Origin of the sequence: Saccharopolyspora galaxeae, from assembly GCF_016526145.1 — a bacterium.
Taxonomy (GTDB): domain Bacteria; phylum Actinomycetota; class Actinomycetes; order Mycobacteriales; family Pseudonocardiaceae; genus Saccharopolyspora_C; species Saccharopolyspora_C galaxeae.
The window spans coordinates 1-13,842 of sequence record NZ_JADDUE010000021.1; the positions used below are offsets into that span (position 1 = coordinate 1).

Consider the following 13,842-nt stretch of genomic DNA (forward strand, 5'->3'; position numbering starts at 1 on the left):
TCGTTAATTCCGAGATCGCGTGCTACTTCCGCAATCGGCTTACCCGATTCACGGACCAACTCTACCGCGTGATTGCGATACTCGGCAGTGTACCTCCGGCGCGACGCCGCCATCATCCACCCCTTTCACAGACAGTCGATCACTACTCTCGGCTGTCCGCCAAAGCGGGAACGGTCCACGCTGGATAGGATCAGAATGCCTGCTTGGTGAAAGATCTCGGTGAAGTAGTGGCGTACGTCGGGCAACGTCCGGACAGTCTTACCGCTGAACCGCGCGATCTCCCCACCGGTGCTGACCGCGCCGCGAATCTTGGCCCGCACGGCGGCAGGCGTAACGTGCACGGGTTGCGATTTCGGCGCCCGCGAGCCCGATTCCGCCGGCCGGTCCTGGCCATCCCTGGTCGACATGCCCAACTCCTCAGCGGTACACCTGCATCTCGGGGTGGAGCCCGAGCAGAATGGTCGTGAACAGGTAATTGACGACCCAGATCGCCGCGAACGCGGAGACCACAGCCTGGTTGACGGCGCGGCCGACGCCGATCGGACCGCCCTGGACGTGCAGGCCCTTGTAGCAGCAGACCACGCCGATGATGACGCCGAAGATCGTCGTCTTGGCCACGCTGCCCCAGATGTCGGGCGTGGTGGCGTTGTCGAAGAAGCTGGCGAAGAAGGCCGCATTGTCCGCACCCAGCACGAAGATCGCGGCGATGTAACCGCCGACGATGCCGAACACCAAGGCCACCAGATCCATGAAGCCGGTCATGATCGCCACGGCGAGCACTCGCGGCACGATCAGGTCCCGGACGGGGTCGACGCCCAGCACTTCCATCGCGTCGATCTCTTCGCGGATGCGCCGCGCCCCGAGATCCGCGGTCATGGCGGTGCCCACCACACCGGCGACCACCATCGCGTTGATCCACGGGGCGAACTCCCGGACGCTGGCCATGATGAAGAACGCGCCGAGCCGTTCCGGGATCCCGAAGATCAGGAAGATGTTGCCGCCCTGCAAACCCGGCGCCGCCAGCCCGAAGGCCGTTGTGGACACCGCCATCGGCACCCAGCACAGCTTCAGCAGGCTGAACATCTGATCTCGGACGGCACCCCAGTAACCGACGGGATGCCGAATCGCCGACCACACCACGGCGATCAGCAGTTGGACGATTTCCCCCGCCTGCACCAGCGGTTTCTCGGCGCCGCGCAGCCACTTCCGCTGCGGCCGGCGCGCCGCCGCCGTCTTGTCCGGCGCCGCCTTCGACTGCGCGGTTTCGCTCACTTGCGCTCCCTGGAATGTCCGCGACGACCGCGCTGTATCCACGGCCTCGTCCGACTTCGCACGGCTCCGGCCACACCGAGGTGCTCAGCGGCTCCGCGCCTTTCCCCGTTCACGACCGCAGCCATTCCGCGTCCAACAGGTTCGCCAGGCCGCGGATCGCGCGGCGTTGCAGCTGGCGGATCGCGGCAGGACTGCGCCCCAACGTTTCCGCGGTCTCGGCGACCGTCCTGCCTTGCAGGAAGCGCAAGCGGACGCACTCCCGCTGGTTGGCGGGAAGCCGTTCGACACCGCTGCGCACGTGCGCGGCACCGAGCGAGTAGATCGCTTCCCGCTCCGCGCCACCGCTTTCCGGTGGTTCGGGCAGCGGGTCCAGGCACACCTCCCGGGATCTCCGGGAGCGCAAGAAGTCGACTGCCACGTTGCGCGCGATCGTGGTCAACCACGCCGGAAATCCGCTGCCTGCATACCCGAACCGGTCGATCGAGGCCAGCGCGCGGACGAACGTTTCGCTGGCGAAGTCCTCGGCCACGTCCCGGTCACCGAGCAGGCGCTGCAGGTAGCAGCGCACGTCGTCGTAGTGCCAGGCGTAGAGCGTTCCGAACGCCTCGGTGTCCCCGCGCTGCACGGCACGGACCAACGCGAACGACCGCTCCGTAGATCCCGGCTGATCCCGGAATTCACCGGTCGCCAGCCGATATTCGCGGTCTGCCGACGATTCTTCGGGGATAGCTGACTCCACCACGAGAGACATGTCCTCACCCCAAGGCACGAGACGGCCGTTTCCCGGCGCATACCCCCGATTTTCCGGGAGTGGCGCTGTTCACCCGGGAGAAATTACCGACCGCACCGCCGCACAACGTCCTCCCCAAGGGGTGGAGTCGTCCCCCCTTCGGACACGGATCTCCGGTGCGTTGCAGCTGGTTGTAGCAGCTCCCGCTGCCGCCGCCGGGACGACGCGAAAAGGACCGGCGCCCCGCGGAAAGCGGGGCGCCGGCCCAAGAACAAGATTCGGATCGTCCGGGCGAACCGAATGAGATTCAATATCGCGATCGAGCAGAACCGTTCCGGCCGCACCTACCCGACCATCGCCGATGGCAGATCGATTCGGTCGCCGAGCGGTTTCAGGCACGCTGTCGGAATTGTTCCGGCTCGACGGAATGCCACGAGCAGTGCTGCTGCTATCACGCGGGTGATGAATCGGATCGGTGGTTTTCGATCCCCAGCGCGATCAACCGGTGTTGGAGGCCCACTCCACCGGCCCGGCGACGATCGAATGGCTCGTGAGCTTGCGACCGAGTACCGACTGCGCCGAGCGCGCAGCCTCGATGGCCGTGGGCAGCGACACCCCGGTGTCCACGCCCATCTCGTGGAACATGCTCACCAGGTCCTCGGTCGCAATGTTGCCGGTGGAGCCCGGCGGGACCGGGCAGCCGCCGAGTTCCCCGAAGCTCGACTCGAAGCTGTTGCACCCCGCCTCCAGCGCGGCGAAGGCGTTGGCCAGACCCTGCCCGCGGGTGTTGTGGAAGTGCGCGGTGACCTCGACATCCCGCAACCGTTGCAACGCGGCGGTGAAGAATTCGTTGGCATACCCGGGATTGGCCATGCCGGTCGTGTCGCCGAAACCGATCTCGGTCGCGCCGGCTTCCGCGAAGCGTTCCGCGAGCTCGAGGACCGCATCCATGTTCACCTCGCCCTCGTAGGGGCAGCCGAACGAGGTGGCGATGACCGCGGCGCAACCAAGCCCTTCCTCTCGGATTCGCCGCGCCACGACGGTGTTTTCGTCCATAGACTCGCGCACGGTGCGGTTGACGTTCTTCTTGTTGTGCGTCTCCGAGGCGCTGACGAAGATCGCCGCCTCGTGGAACGTCTCGCGCACCTTCAGCGCGTTGTCGAGCCCCTTGTTGTTGGGGATGAGGACCATGAGCTTGACGTCGTCGGGCACGTCCACGCGGCGCAACACCTCGGCACCGTCGGACAGCTGCGGGATGAGGTCCGGGCGCACGAAGCTCGCCACTTCGATGCGCTCCAGCCCGGTGCGGCCCAATTCGTTGATCAGCCGGACCTTGTCCTCGGTGGAGATGTGCTCCGGTTCGTTCTGGAAGCCGTCGCGGGGACCGACTTCCCGGATGTGCACGGCGGACGGGCGGTGGCTCATCGCTGCCGCTCCCTTCTTGTCGCTTGTCGAAGTCCGAGAGTCAGCCGGCGCGCTCGATCAGCGTCGCAGTTCCGAGGCCGCCACCGCAGCACATGGTGACCAGCCCGAGTTCGACGTCGCGCCGTTCCATCTCGGCGACGAGCGTGGCCATCAACCGCGCCCCGGTAGCGCCCACCGGATGGCCGAGGGCGATCGCGCCGCCGTTGACGTTGACGCGGTCCATGTCCGGCTTGAACTCCCGCTCCCAGGCCAGCACCACCGAGGCGAACGCCTCGTTAATCTCGATCAGATCGATGTCGTCGATGCTCAAGCCGTTGCGGTCGAGCAGCTTGCGGGTGGCTGGGATCGGGCCGGTGAGCATGATGATCGGGTCGACGCCGACCGTGGTCTGGTCGAGCACCCGGGCGCGTGCGTCGAGCCCGAACTCGTTCGCGGCCGTCCGGGAGGTCAGCAGGACCGCGGCAGCGCCGTCCGAGATCTGTGAGGAGGTTCCGGCCGTGATCCGCCCGTTCTCCGCGCGGAACGGGGTTTTCAGCTGTGCCAGCGCAGCGAGTTCGGTATCCGGGCGGATTCCCTGATCATTGCGGCGTGTCTCGCCGACCAGCTCCATCGGGACCATCTCGGCGTCGAACCGGCCTTCGGAGTTCGCCTGCGCGGCCAGCCGATGGGAACGCACCGCGAACTCATCCATCTCGGCGCGTTCGATCGCCCACTGCTCGGCGATGAGTTCCGCGCTTTCGCCCTGGTGCACGAAGGAATACTGCTCGCGCAGCTCGGCCGGCCAGGGATCGCCGTAGAGCTTGGAGATCTCGCCCGGCGAGTTGATCGGCACCCGCCCCATGTGCTCGACCCCGCCGGCGATCACGATGTCGTGGGTACCGGACCCGACGAGCCCCGCCCCCATCTCGGCCGCGGTCTGCGCCGACCCGCACCGGCGGTCGAGGGTGACAGCGGGCACCTCCGGCGGATGGCCGGCTTGCAGCCATGCGTTGCGGCCGATGTTGCGGGATTGTTCGCCGAACGGGGCGGTGCAGCCGATGACCAGGTCCTCGACCTCGGTGGCACGCAGGTCAGCGCGGGCGAGCAGTTCGTCGTAGCAGGCCGCGAGCATCTCGTTCGGATGCGTGTCGCGATACCAGCCCTTCTCCGGGTGGCCCTTGCCCATCGGCGTCCGGACGGCTTCGGCGAGCACGACCTCCCGGCCTGCGCTCTGCATCGGGCCCGTGCGTGGACGGCTCATCAGATCACCGTCCCGCCGTCGACGGGCAGCACCTGGCCCGTGATGTACCCGGCCGCGTCCGAGGCCATGAACACGAAGGACCCCGCGATTTCGGCGGGCTCCGCCCAGCGGCCGAGAGGGATCCGCGCGAGGGTCTTGGCCGCGAGCTTCTCGTTGCTGCGGATGTTCTCGGTCATCGCCGTGGCGGCCAGCGGGGCGAGCGCATTCACCGTGACCTGCCTGCGCGCGAGCTCCCGCGCGAGCGACTTGGTCAGCCCGATGATCCCGGCCTTGGCCGCACCGTAGTTGGCCTGGCCGATGGTTCCCTGCAACCCGGCGGCGGAAGTGACGTTGATGATCCGTCCCCGCCCGTCCTCGGCCAGATGCGGCAGCGCCGCTTTGCTACAGGCGTAGCTGCCCATTAGGTGGATGTCGACGATGCGGCGGAACGCCTCTTCCTCCAGGTCCGGGAACATCGCCGGGGAAATCGCACCGGCGTTGTTGACCAGTATGTGCAGCGTGCCGCCGCCCAACCCTGCCGCGCGCTCGGCGACTTCGGCGGCTGCCGCCGCGTCGCGGACGTCCAGCGCGGCGTATTCCGCGATACCGCCTGATTCGCCGATCCGTTCCGCGACGTCCTTGGCCGCCTGCTCGTCGACGTCGGAGACGAGCACGCGCGCACCCGCGTGCGCGAACGCCTCCGCCACCGCGGCGCCGATGCCGCCACCCGCGCCGGTGACCAGGGCGGCCCGGTCGTTGAGATCGAACATCAGTAACTCCTGGGAAGGCCGAGGACGTGCGAACCGAGGTAGTTCAGGACCATCTCCTGGCTGAGCGGAGCGATCCGCAGCAGGCGAGCCTCCCGGAAGTACCGGGAGACGTGGTACTCCTCCGAGTACCCCATGCCGCCGTGCGTCTGCAACGCCCGGTCGGCCGCCTGGTAACCCGCGTCGGCGCAGAGGTACTTCGCGGTGTTCGCCTCGCGGCCGCAGGGTTTTCCGTTGTCGTAGAGCCAGGTCGCCTTGCGCAGCGCCAGTTCCGCGGCGTCCAGTCGGGCCAGCGAGTCGGCCAGCGGGAACTGGAGCCCCTGGTTCATGCCGATCGGGCGCCCGAACACCTCCCGCTCGTTGCCGTACTGCGCGGCCTTGCGCAGCGCCGCGCGCCCGAGGCCGAGCGCTTCGGCGGCGACCAGCATCCGCTCCGGGTTCAGACCGTCCAAGATGTACTTGAAGCCCTTGCCCTCTTCGCCGACGCGGTCCTCGACCGGGATGCGGAGTTCGTCGATGAACAGCTCGTTGGAGCTGACCGCGTTGCGTCCCATCTTGTCGATCGGCCGGATGTCCACGCGGTCACGGTCGAGGTCGGTGAAGAACAGCGTGAGGCCGTCGGTCTTCTTCTCCGCGTCCTCGAACTTGGTCGTGCGCGTCAGCAGCAGGACCTTCTCGGACTCGCGGGCCTTGGAGATCCACACCTTGCGGCCGTTGACCACGTAGTGGTCGCCGTCGCGGCGCGCGAACGTGGTGATCTTGGTGGTGTCCAGTCCTGCCTCCGGCTCGGTGACGCCGAAGCACGCATGCAGCTCCCCGTTGACGATGCGCGGGAGGTTGCGGCGCTTCAGGTCCTCCGAACCGTGCACGATCACCGGATGCAGCCCGAAGATGGACAGATGCATCGAGCTGGCCGCGTTCATCCCGCCGCCGGACGCGGAGACCTCTTCCAGCAACAGCGACGCCTCGGTGATCCCGTATCCGTGCCCGCCGTACTCCTCGGGCGTGGTGATGCCCAGCCACCCGCCGCGGGCGAACGCGTCGTAGAACTCGGTCGGGAACTCGTGCGCCGCGTCCTTCTCCAGCCAGTACTGGTCGCTGAACTTGCCGGCCAGCTCGGCGACCGCGTTGCGGATCGTCGCTTGATCCTCGGTCAACTCAAAGTCCACAGCAGATCTCCCACTCGCCCCGTTGAGGGTTTGGAGCAATCTTACTAAAGGACTGACCAAAATAAAACCGGATGCCACACTTCCGACGTCCGCCTCGGCGAGGTCACTCGCAGTCGAGGACGATCTTGCCGAACCCGCCGCCGCGCTCCAGGTATTCATGCGCCTCAGCGGCCTGGTCGAGCGGAAACGCCCGATCGACCACCGGCGCCCCTACCACACCACCATCCACAAGGGACAGAAGTCCGTCGAAGTCCCGCGGGCTTCCCATGGTCGTGCCGAGCAGGTCGTACTGGCCGAAGTAGAAGTGCCGCACGTCGAGCACCGCGTCCGAGCGCCGCGATGCGCCCAACACCACGAGCCGTCCACCCGGCCGTAGGGCGTGCACGGCCTCCTGCCAACTGCCCACGGGATCCAGCACCACGTCAAAACCGAGCCCACCTGGCGACAGCTGCTTGGCCTGCTCCCACCAGTCGTCGTCGGTGTAGCGCACGCCGCCTTCTGCGCCGAGCTCGCGCGCATTGTCGACCTTGTCCCGCGAGGAGGACGTGACCACGACCTTCGCACCGGTCGCCGCTGCGAGTTGCACGGCCATCGTCGCGACACCGCCACCGGCACCGAGGACCAGGAGGGATTCGTCCTTGCAGAGGCGGCCACGGGCGAACAGCGCGCGATGGGTCGTGAGCCCCACCAACGGCAGCGCTGCCGCCTCGCGCCAGTTCAACCCCTGCGGTTTGGGACGCACGCAATCAACAGGCACGGTGACCAGCTCCGCGTAGGTACCGGCGTGATGATCACCGAGGATCTCCCATCCCGGAGCCGGAGCGCTCTCGTCGTCGCCCCACCACAAGGACGGGAGGACGACGACTTCCTCGCCGGTGTCGAGTCTGGTGCCCGCCCCGTCCGCACCGGGGACGTGCGGCAGCTTCGATCCGTACTTGCCCTGGCGGACGAGCACGTCGTGCCAGTTGAGCGCACCGGCCCGCAGACGGACAGTCACCCAGCCGGGCCGGGCCGTCGGCTCGTCGACGTCTTCGCACCGGAGATTGCGCGCGGGACCGAACTCGCGCAGGACCGCTGCATACACTCGAAACCCCTCTCGGTCAGACCTTTAAAAGGGTAGGTCCATAACTGCCCGACGACAAGGACGTCGATGCACGAGCAATACCGAACCGCGGCTGGGCCATTCTCCACCGCTATGGCGAGCGGTCCAGCGACCGCCATCCCCCGCTGGGGGTGGCTTCCTCTCCCGGAATGGAGAACTTCGACGCGATCGCCACCCATTCGTGGCGTCGTAGGTCACAATCCGTCCGCCACCGACCCGGTCCGAGCTGCCCGGAGCACGCGTCGAGCCCGCCCCGAGCAGCCGCCCGATAGAGAGGAGCCGGCCGTGAACGGCGCTGTTCAACGCTATGACCGCGGGAGTGCGCAAGAACGCAGGATCTCCGCAGCACTAGAAGAACCCCTGCGGCAGGCACGCGAGGTGCTGTCCGCAGCCGGCGACCTGACCCGCGCTCCCGGGCTCATCCCTGACGGTGGCCTCGACATGCACAACGCGGTCCACGCGATCAACGCCGCGGACCGGATTGTGACCAAGCGGATCGCCGCGCAGCCGGACGACGCCGCGCAGCGGCAGCAGCTGATCGATCTGCTGGTGCAAGTCAGCGCGATGCGCGACGCGATCAGCGAGGCGCACCTGGCCAACCGCGCCACGGCGATGACCGACGTCAACGACGCGCTGCGGCAGATGCATTCGGCCGCCTCGGTGCAGCAGCTGGTCCAGATCGTGCCCAAGATCGTCGGTCAGCTCGGCTACGACCGGACCCTGCTCTCCCACATCGAAGGGGACAGGTGGATCGCGCAGTCCGCCCACGCGGACGCCGACGCCGTCCTGGCGGAATCGATGGTCGAGGTAGGCACCGCCGCACCGGGCGTCCTGGATCGCAACGTCCCGGAAGGTCACGTCTTCCGCAGACGCGTGCCAGTGCTCGTCAAGGACGCGCAGGCGCGTCCGGAGGTGCACCGAGAGCTCAAGACCCTCATGCAGACCAGGTCCTACGTCTCGGCACCGGTAGTGGTGAACAACCGGGTCGTCGGACTCGTGCATGCCGATGACAGCGCGAGCCCGGGCGGCGTCGACGAACTCGCCCGCCAAGTGCTGGGCCTGTTCGCGGAAGGGCTGGGCTTCGTGTTCGAGCGGACGTCGTGCTACGAGCGGCTCAACGCCTTGCAGCACCGGCTGCGTGTGGAGACGCGCGCAGTCGCCGATGCGGTCGACGTATTCGCCGAATCCGACTCTGGCGCTCCTCTGGTTGCGCGTCAGGGCTCTCTCGACATGGCGGGCTCGGCGGGGAAATCAGATTCAACGCCACCGCTGCCGGAGCTGACGCGACGCGAACTGGAGGTGCTCGCGCGCCTCGCGACCGGCGAGCGCAATGCCGAGATCGCCACCCGGCTGTTCGTCTCCGAAGGCACCGTCAAGACACACGTGAAGAGCATCCTCCGCAAGCTCGGCGCGGAGAACAGAGCGCAGGCCGTGGCGCGCTACCACGCCATGAGCCACTGACCGGCTTGGAGCACCGCCGCAGCGAACCACGGTGCTGTCGACCGAAAATCGGCGCCCGGGTGCGCTGGCCGCGATGCCGCCGCTCCGCGGACTCGGTGTGCACGGTTGAGCTCTCCCAGAGGACCCGAGCGGGGTAGGAATCTCTCACCCAGGGGTGATGCAGCACACGTCCTGGCGACAGGAGACTGCATTCCGATCCGGCGGTGCCGGATACCCCGAACGATTTCCCCCAGCGCACGCATAATCCGGGAGCACGTATGACCACCACCGAGGAAACGAACCTCACTCCTATTCCGGACGAAATCGCTAACCAGGTCGTACTGCCCGAAGGCCACCGCGACGAGACTCGCCTCTTCGAGGCGTACCGGTGGCTGCGGGAGAACAACCCGCTCGCCAAAGTCACCGTGGAGGGCTTCGACCCGGTCTACCTGGTGACCAAGCACGCCGACATCATGGAGATCGAGCGCCAGCCGGACATCTTCACCAGCGGCGGTGGTGAAGAGCCGGGCTCGCACAACCCCATCCTGACCAATCAGGCGGGCGACGAGTTCACGAAGTCCATCAACAACGGCAGTCTGCGAGTCCTCGAGACCGTCACCTTCCTCGACCCGCCGGAACACACGCTCGTCCGCGACATCGCCGCGGAATGGTTCCGCCCTGCGACGTTGAAGAAGTGGGAAGACACCATCCGCACGCTAGCCCAGGAGGCGATCGCGAAGGGGTTGCGTTCCGGTACCAACGAAATCGATTTCGTCAAGGACTTCGCGCTGTACTTCCCGCTGCACGTCATCATGAGCCTGTTCGGCGTCCCGGTTGAGGACGAGCCTCGGATGATGGGCCTCACCCAGGACTTCTTCGGCGCAGCAGACCCTGACGCGGCTCGTCAGGACGTGGCCCCGACGACGCCGGAAGCCGCGGCGCAGCAGTTCGCCGCGGCCATCCAGGACTTCTACGCCTACTTCGACCGGCTCGTCGAAGACCGGCGGGCCACGCCGGAGGACGACCTGGCGACCATCATCGCGAACGCGCGGCAGGAGGACGGCGAGTTCTTCGCCAAGGAAGTCGCCTACGGCTGGTTCATCGCCATCGCCACGGCAGGGCACGACACGACGTCGAGCACCCTGTCCAGCGCGATCGAAGCGCTCGCGCACCACCCGGACCAGCTCCGGCGTGTGCAGGAGGACCCGAAGCTGATCCCACACCTGGTCAACGAGTCGCTCCGGTGGTCCTCGCCGGTCAAGCAGTTCACCCGTCAGGCCACCCAGGAGTACGAGCTGCGCGGTCGGCAGATCAAACCGGGCGACCGGTTCGCACTGCTGTACCAGTCGGCCAACCAGGACACCGACATCTTCAACGACCCGGAGACCTTCAACATCGACCGTCGGCCGAACAAGCACATCGCCTTCGGCTACGGCCCGCACATGTGCGTCGGCCAGCACCTCGCCAAGCAGGAGCTGCGCATCATGTTCGAGGAGCTGCTACCGCGCATCGAGCGCGTCGAGGTCACCGGCGAGCGCAAGCTCGTGCAGACCAACTTCGTCGGTGGCCTGAAGAACCTGCCCGTCAACCTCGTCCTGCGATGAGCCAAGGGACCGGCAGCACCTCCGACGATCGCCGTGTGGTGATCGTCGGAGGTGGCCACGCAGGTGGCACCCTCACCGGGCTGTTGCGCCAAGGGGGCTTCACCGGCGAGGTCGTACTGATCGGCGAGGAACCCGACCCGCCGTACCACCGGCCGCCGTTGTCGAAGAGCTTCGACGACGACGGGTTGGAGCAGTGGCTGCGGGATTTCGCCTTCTACGGGGAGCAGGACATCGACCTCCGCCTCGGTGAGGAGGTCGTCTCGCTGGATCGCGACGCACGGCGAGTGGTCACCTCCTCCGGGCGGTCCGTCGACTACGACGTGCTCGTGCTCGCCACTGGCGCGGCGCCGCGAGCGATCCCGGTACCGGGTGGCGACCTCGAAGGCGTGCTCGAGCTGCGCACCCTCGCGGATGCGCGGCAACTGCGCGCGGCAGTGCAGCGCGACGGCGGAATCGTCGTCGTCGGCGGCGGCTACGTCGGTCTGGAGGTCGCCGCTGCGGCGCGCGCCCGCGGCGACGAAGCCACCGTTGTGGAACGCGAATCCCGGATCCTCGCGCGGGTCGCGAGCACGTCTCTGTCGGAGATCCTGACCGAGTACCACCAGCGGAACGGCACGGACGTTCGCACCGGCGCCCAAGTGATCGAACTGGCCGAGAAGCACGGCAGCGTCCGCGGGGTGGTCCTCTCCGACGGCACCGAAATTCCGTGTGGGTCCGTGCTCGTCGGGGTCGGGGCGGTTCCGCGGGATCGGCTCGCAGAAGAGGCCGGGCTGGTCTGCGCCGGCGGCATCCTGGTCGACTCGATGACGCGCACCAGCGATCCGGCAGTGCTGGCGATCGGCGACGTGACCCGCAGGCCGTTGCCCGGCCGCCCCGATCCGGTCCGGATGGAGAGCATCCCGAGCGCCGTGGAGCAGGCGAAGCAGGCCGCATCGATCATCTTGAACACGCGGCAGCCCAGACCCGAGGTGCCGTGGTTCTGGTCGGACCAGTTCGATCTGAAACTCAAGATCGCCGGCCTGCCCGGCTCGGCGGACGTGCTGTGCCGAGGCGATCCCACGGCCGGCAAGTTCGCACTCTTCCACCACGAAGGCGGGGTCGTGTCCTGCGTCGAGTCGGCCAACGCGGCGGCCGAATTCATGGCGGCGCGCAAGCTCATCGCCAACGGCGCCCGTATCGACCCCGCCAAGCTCGCGGACCCGGAGGTCCCGCTCCGGAGCGCCGTTTCGCAATGACAGGAGGAAAACCGTGCCCAAGGTCGTCTACGTCCTGCCGGACGGCAGCACGAACGAGGTCGACGTACCCGTCGGGCAGAGCGTGATGGACGGGTCGGTCCGCAACAACCTTCCCGGCATCGTCGCCGAATGCGGCGGCAGCTGCTCATGCGCGACCTGCCACGTCCATCTCGACGAGCAGTGGTGGGACTTCTTCGACGAACCCTCCGACGAGGAGAACGAGTTGCTGGAGTTCGCCGAGGGAGCGCAGTCCAACTCCCGGCTCTCCTGCCAGCTCATCGTCAGCGACGCCTGCGACGGAGTCCAGGTCACAGCCCTCGACAACGACGGCTGACCCGCAGCCGAACAGATCAAGGAGTGCACGATGCAGATCACTGCGGCAGTGGTGGACCAGGCGGGTGGCGATTTCACCCCGCAAGAGGTGTCGCTAGGAGAACCCGCGGGCGATGAGGTCCTCGTCGAGGTCGTCGGTGCCGGCCTGTGCCACACCGACATCGCGGTGAAGGAGGGGCACCTGCCGTTCCCGTTCCCCGGCGTGCTGGGGCACGAGGCGAGCGGTGTGGTGGTCGAGGTCGGCTCGTCGGTCACGAAGGTCGGCAAGGGCGACAAGGTCGCGGTCAGCTTCAACAGCTGCGGTGCCTGTGTCCAGTGCAAGAAGGACGCGCCCGCCTACTGCGAGCAGTTCATGGCCGCCAACTTCGGTGGTCAGCGCTTCGACGGCAGCAGCGCGCTGAGCCGCGGTCAGGAGCAGATCGGCAGCAACTTCTTCGGGCAGTCCTCGTTGGCCACCCACGCCATCGCCCACGAACGAAACGTTGTGAAGGTGCCCGACAGCGCGCCGCTGGAACTCGTCGGTCCGCTCGGGTGCGGGGTCCAGACGGGCGCCGGTGCGGTGATGAACTCGCTGGACTGCGAGCCCGGCTCGTCGGTGCTGGTGCTCGGCGGGGGTTCGGTCGGGCTGTCGGCCGTCCTGGGTGCGGCGGCCCGCGGTCTGCGCACGATCATCGTCGCCGAACCCATGGGGCAACGGCGCGAGCTGGCGCGCGAACTCGGTGCCACGCATGTGATCGACCCGGCTGAGGGCACGTTGTCCGAAATGGTGCGGGCCGTCGCCCCCGAAGGCGTGGAGTACGCGGTGGACACCACGGCACAAGTGCCCGTGATCGAGCAGGCCGTGCTATCGCTGGGACAGCGCGGCGCGATCGGGCTGCTGGGCGTACCGGCCGACCCGGCCGCGGCACTGCCGCTGAGCCTCATTCAGACGCAGGTGACCGGCACCCGGGTGGTCGGAATCGTCGAGGGCGACAGCGATCCGGACACGTTCATCCCGCTGTTGCTGGAACTGCACGCGGCGGGCCGGTTCCCGTTCGACAAGCTCATCACCAAGAAGCCGTTCTCCGCGATCAACGAGGCGGTGGCGGCACAGCACGAGGGCGAGGCGATCAAGATCGTGCTCGTGCACGACTGACCAGCTGGCGGGAAAAGGGAGGCGGAGGCGCCGACCGGTGGGGGCACACCGGTCGGCGCCTCCGTTTTTCGCGCCGCCGAACAGAATTCACTCCTGCCGGTAGCGCACCCCGAATCCATCCCGGCGACGCGCGACGACATGGCGTGCAACGCCGCGACGCAGACGTCCCGGCCCAACGAATCTGTCCGCGTAGGACTTGGTTTGGGGCGTTTTCGGCGCACGCGCGCGAAAACATGCGTGACTCACCGGGTGCATCAGTCGCGTGCCAGCGCGGTGACGGAGCAAACAAGCCTGTGTCGCAGCGCCATGTGCGCGGTCTTCGAACGAGGCCGTGTTCGGCGAAGGCGTCATGACGGCGCGCGCCAGAATCCCTCGTTCCCAACGAGTTCGCCGCAGGCAGCACGACCCGCC

14 protein-coding genes are annotated in these 13,842 nt (G+C 67.5%); 5 read left to right on the forward strand and 9 right to left on the reverse strand.

All coding sequences use genetic code 11. The features are described 5' to 3' along the window. The 9 genes from INP57_RS28580 to INP57_RS28620 all read right to left on the reverse strand — a co-directional run. The coding region (locus tag INP57_RS28580) for a transposase (RefSeq protein ID WP_200072785.1) at positions 1–113 on the reverse strand (113 nt) is incomplete at its 3' end. Between the two features lie 12 nt (positions 114–125). Then, on the reverse strand, positions 126–407 hold the full coding sequence (locus INP57_RS28585) for a hypothetical protein (RefSeq protein WP_200073484.1): 282 nt from the start codon (positions 405–407) through the stop codon (positions 126–128). A 10-nt stretch (positions 408–417) separates the two neighbouring features. Continuing rightward, on the reverse strand, positions 418–1,272 hold the full coding sequence (locus tag INP57_RS28590; RefSeq protein WP_307850331.1) for an MlaE family ABC transporter permease: 855 nt from the start codon (positions 1,270–1,272) through the stop codon (positions 418–420). A gap of 109 nt (positions 1,273–1,381) precedes the next feature. After that, complete coding sequence (locus INP57_RS28595) at positions 1,382–2,023, reverse strand: RNA polymerase sigma factor (RefSeq protein WP_200073485.1); 642 nt, start codon at positions 2,021–2,023, stop codon at positions 1,382–1,384. A gap of 477 nt (positions 2,024–2,500) precedes the next feature. Then, positions 2,501–3,427 carry a hydroxymethylglutaryl-CoA lyase gene (locus tag INP57_RS28600; RefSeq protein ID WP_200073486.1) on the reverse strand — a complete coding sequence of 309 codons (927 nt, stop codon included), beginning with the start codon at positions 3,425–3,427 and terminating at the stop codon, positions 2,501–2,503. A gap of 40 nt (positions 3,428–3,467) precedes the next feature. Continuing rightward, positions 3,468–4,667 carry a thiolase family protein gene (locus INP57_RS28605; protein ID WP_233628643.1) on the reverse strand — a complete coding sequence of 400 codons (1,200 nt, stop codon included), beginning with the start codon at positions 4,665–4,667 and terminating at the stop codon, positions 3,468–3,470. Next, positions 4,667–5,416, reverse strand: a complete 750-nt coding sequence (locus INP57_RS28610) for an SDR family NAD(P)-dependent oxidoreductase (RefSeq protein ID WP_200073487.1) — start codon at positions 5,414–5,416, stop codon at positions 4,667–4,669. Before INP57_RS28610 ends, INP57_RS28605 begins: the two co-directional genes overlap by 1 nt. Beyond that, complete coding sequence (locus INP57_RS28615) at positions 5,416–6,582, reverse strand: acyl-CoA dehydrogenase family protein (RefSeq protein ID WP_200073488.1); 1,167 nt, start codon at positions 6,580–6,582, stop codon at positions 5,416–5,418. The genes INP57_RS28610 and INP57_RS28615 overlap by 1 nt, the downstream gene beginning before the upstream one ends. 103 nt (positions 6,583–6,685) lie before the next feature. Beyond that, a complete protein-coding gene (locus INP57_RS28620; protein WP_307850332.1) occupies positions 6,686–7,579 on the reverse strand; it encodes a zinc-binding dehydrogenase in 894 nt (297 codons plus the stop codon). A 390-nt stretch (positions 7,580–7,969) separates the two neighbouring features. Between INP57_RS28620 and INP57_RS30460 the strand changes: the two genes are divergently transcribed. From INP57_RS30460 to INP57_RS28645, 5 genes are all read left to right on the forward strand, one after another. Further along, the gene (locus INP57_RS30460; protein WP_200073489.1) at positions 7,970–9,145 is read left to right on the forward strand and encodes a LuxR C-terminal-related transcriptional regulator; all 1,176 of its coding nucleotides are present in this window, start codon (positions 7,970–7,972) and stop codon (positions 9,143–9,145) included. Positions 9,146–9,402: 257 nt separating this feature from the next. Then, complete coding sequence (locus INP57_RS28630) at positions 9,403–10,728, forward strand: cytochrome P450 (RefSeq protein WP_200073490.1); 1,326 nt, start codon at positions 9,403–9,405, stop codon at positions 10,726–10,728. Then, positions 10,725–11,963 (forward strand): NAD(P)/FAD-dependent oxidoreductase, encoded by a 1,239-nt coding sequence (locus INP57_RS28635; RefSeq protein WP_233628650.1) that lies wholly within the window; start codon positions 10,725–10,727, stop codon positions 11,961–11,963. Before INP57_RS28630 ends, INP57_RS28635 begins: the two co-directional genes overlap by 4 nt. A gap of 13 nt (positions 11,964–11,976) precedes the next feature. Continuing rightward, positions 11,977–12,297 carry a 2Fe-2S iron-sulfur cluster-binding protein gene (locus INP57_RS28640; protein WP_200073491.1) on the forward strand — a complete coding sequence of 107 codons (321 nt, stop codon included), beginning with the start codon at positions 11,977–11,979 and terminating at the stop codon, positions 12,295–12,297. 30 nt (positions 12,298–12,327) lie between these two features. Beyond that, positions 12,328–13,431: an NAD(P)-dependent alcohol dehydrogenase gene (locus INP57_RS28645; protein ID WP_200073492.1), complete on the forward strand. Its 1,104-nt coding sequence runs from the start codon at positions 12,328–12,330 to the stop codon at positions 13,429–13,431. Positions 13,432–13,842: the final 411 nt, after the last annotated feature.

Excerpts from the sequence above, each read along its gene's own strand:
- INP57_RS28585 (WP_200073484.1), bottom strand. The coding sequence starts at position 407 with ATGTCGACCAGGGATGGCCAGGACCGGCCGGCGGAATCGGGCTCGCGG.
- INP57_RS28595 (WP_200073485.1), bottom strand. The coding sequence starts at position 2,023 with ATGTCTCTCGTGGTGGAGTCAGCTATCCCCGAAGAATCGTCGGCAGAC.
- INP57_RS28600 (WP_200073486.1), bottom strand. The coding sequence starts at position 3,427 with ATGAGCCACCGCCCGTCCGCCGTGCACATCCGGGAAGTCGGTCCCCGC.
- INP57_RS28605 (WP_233628643.1), bottom strand. The coding sequence starts at position 4,667 with ATGAGCCGTCCACGCACGGGCCCGATGCAGAGCGCAGGCCGGGAGGTC.
- INP57_RS28610 (WP_200073487.1), bottom strand. The coding sequence starts at position 5,416 with ATGTTCGATCTCAACGACCGGGCCGCCCTGGTCACCGGCGCGGGTGGC.
- INP57_RS28630 (WP_200073490.1), top strand. The coding sequence starts at position 9,403 with ATGACCACCACCGAGGAAACGAACCTCACTCCTATTCCGGACGAAATC.
- INP57_RS28635 (WP_233628650.1), top strand. The coding sequence starts at position 10,725 with ATGAGCCAAGGGACCGGCAGCACCTCCGACGATCGCCGTGTGGTGATC.
- INP57_RS28645 (WP_200073492.1), top strand. The coding sequence starts at position 12,328 with ATGCAGATCACTGCGGCAGTGGTGGACCAGGCGGGTGGCGATTTCACC.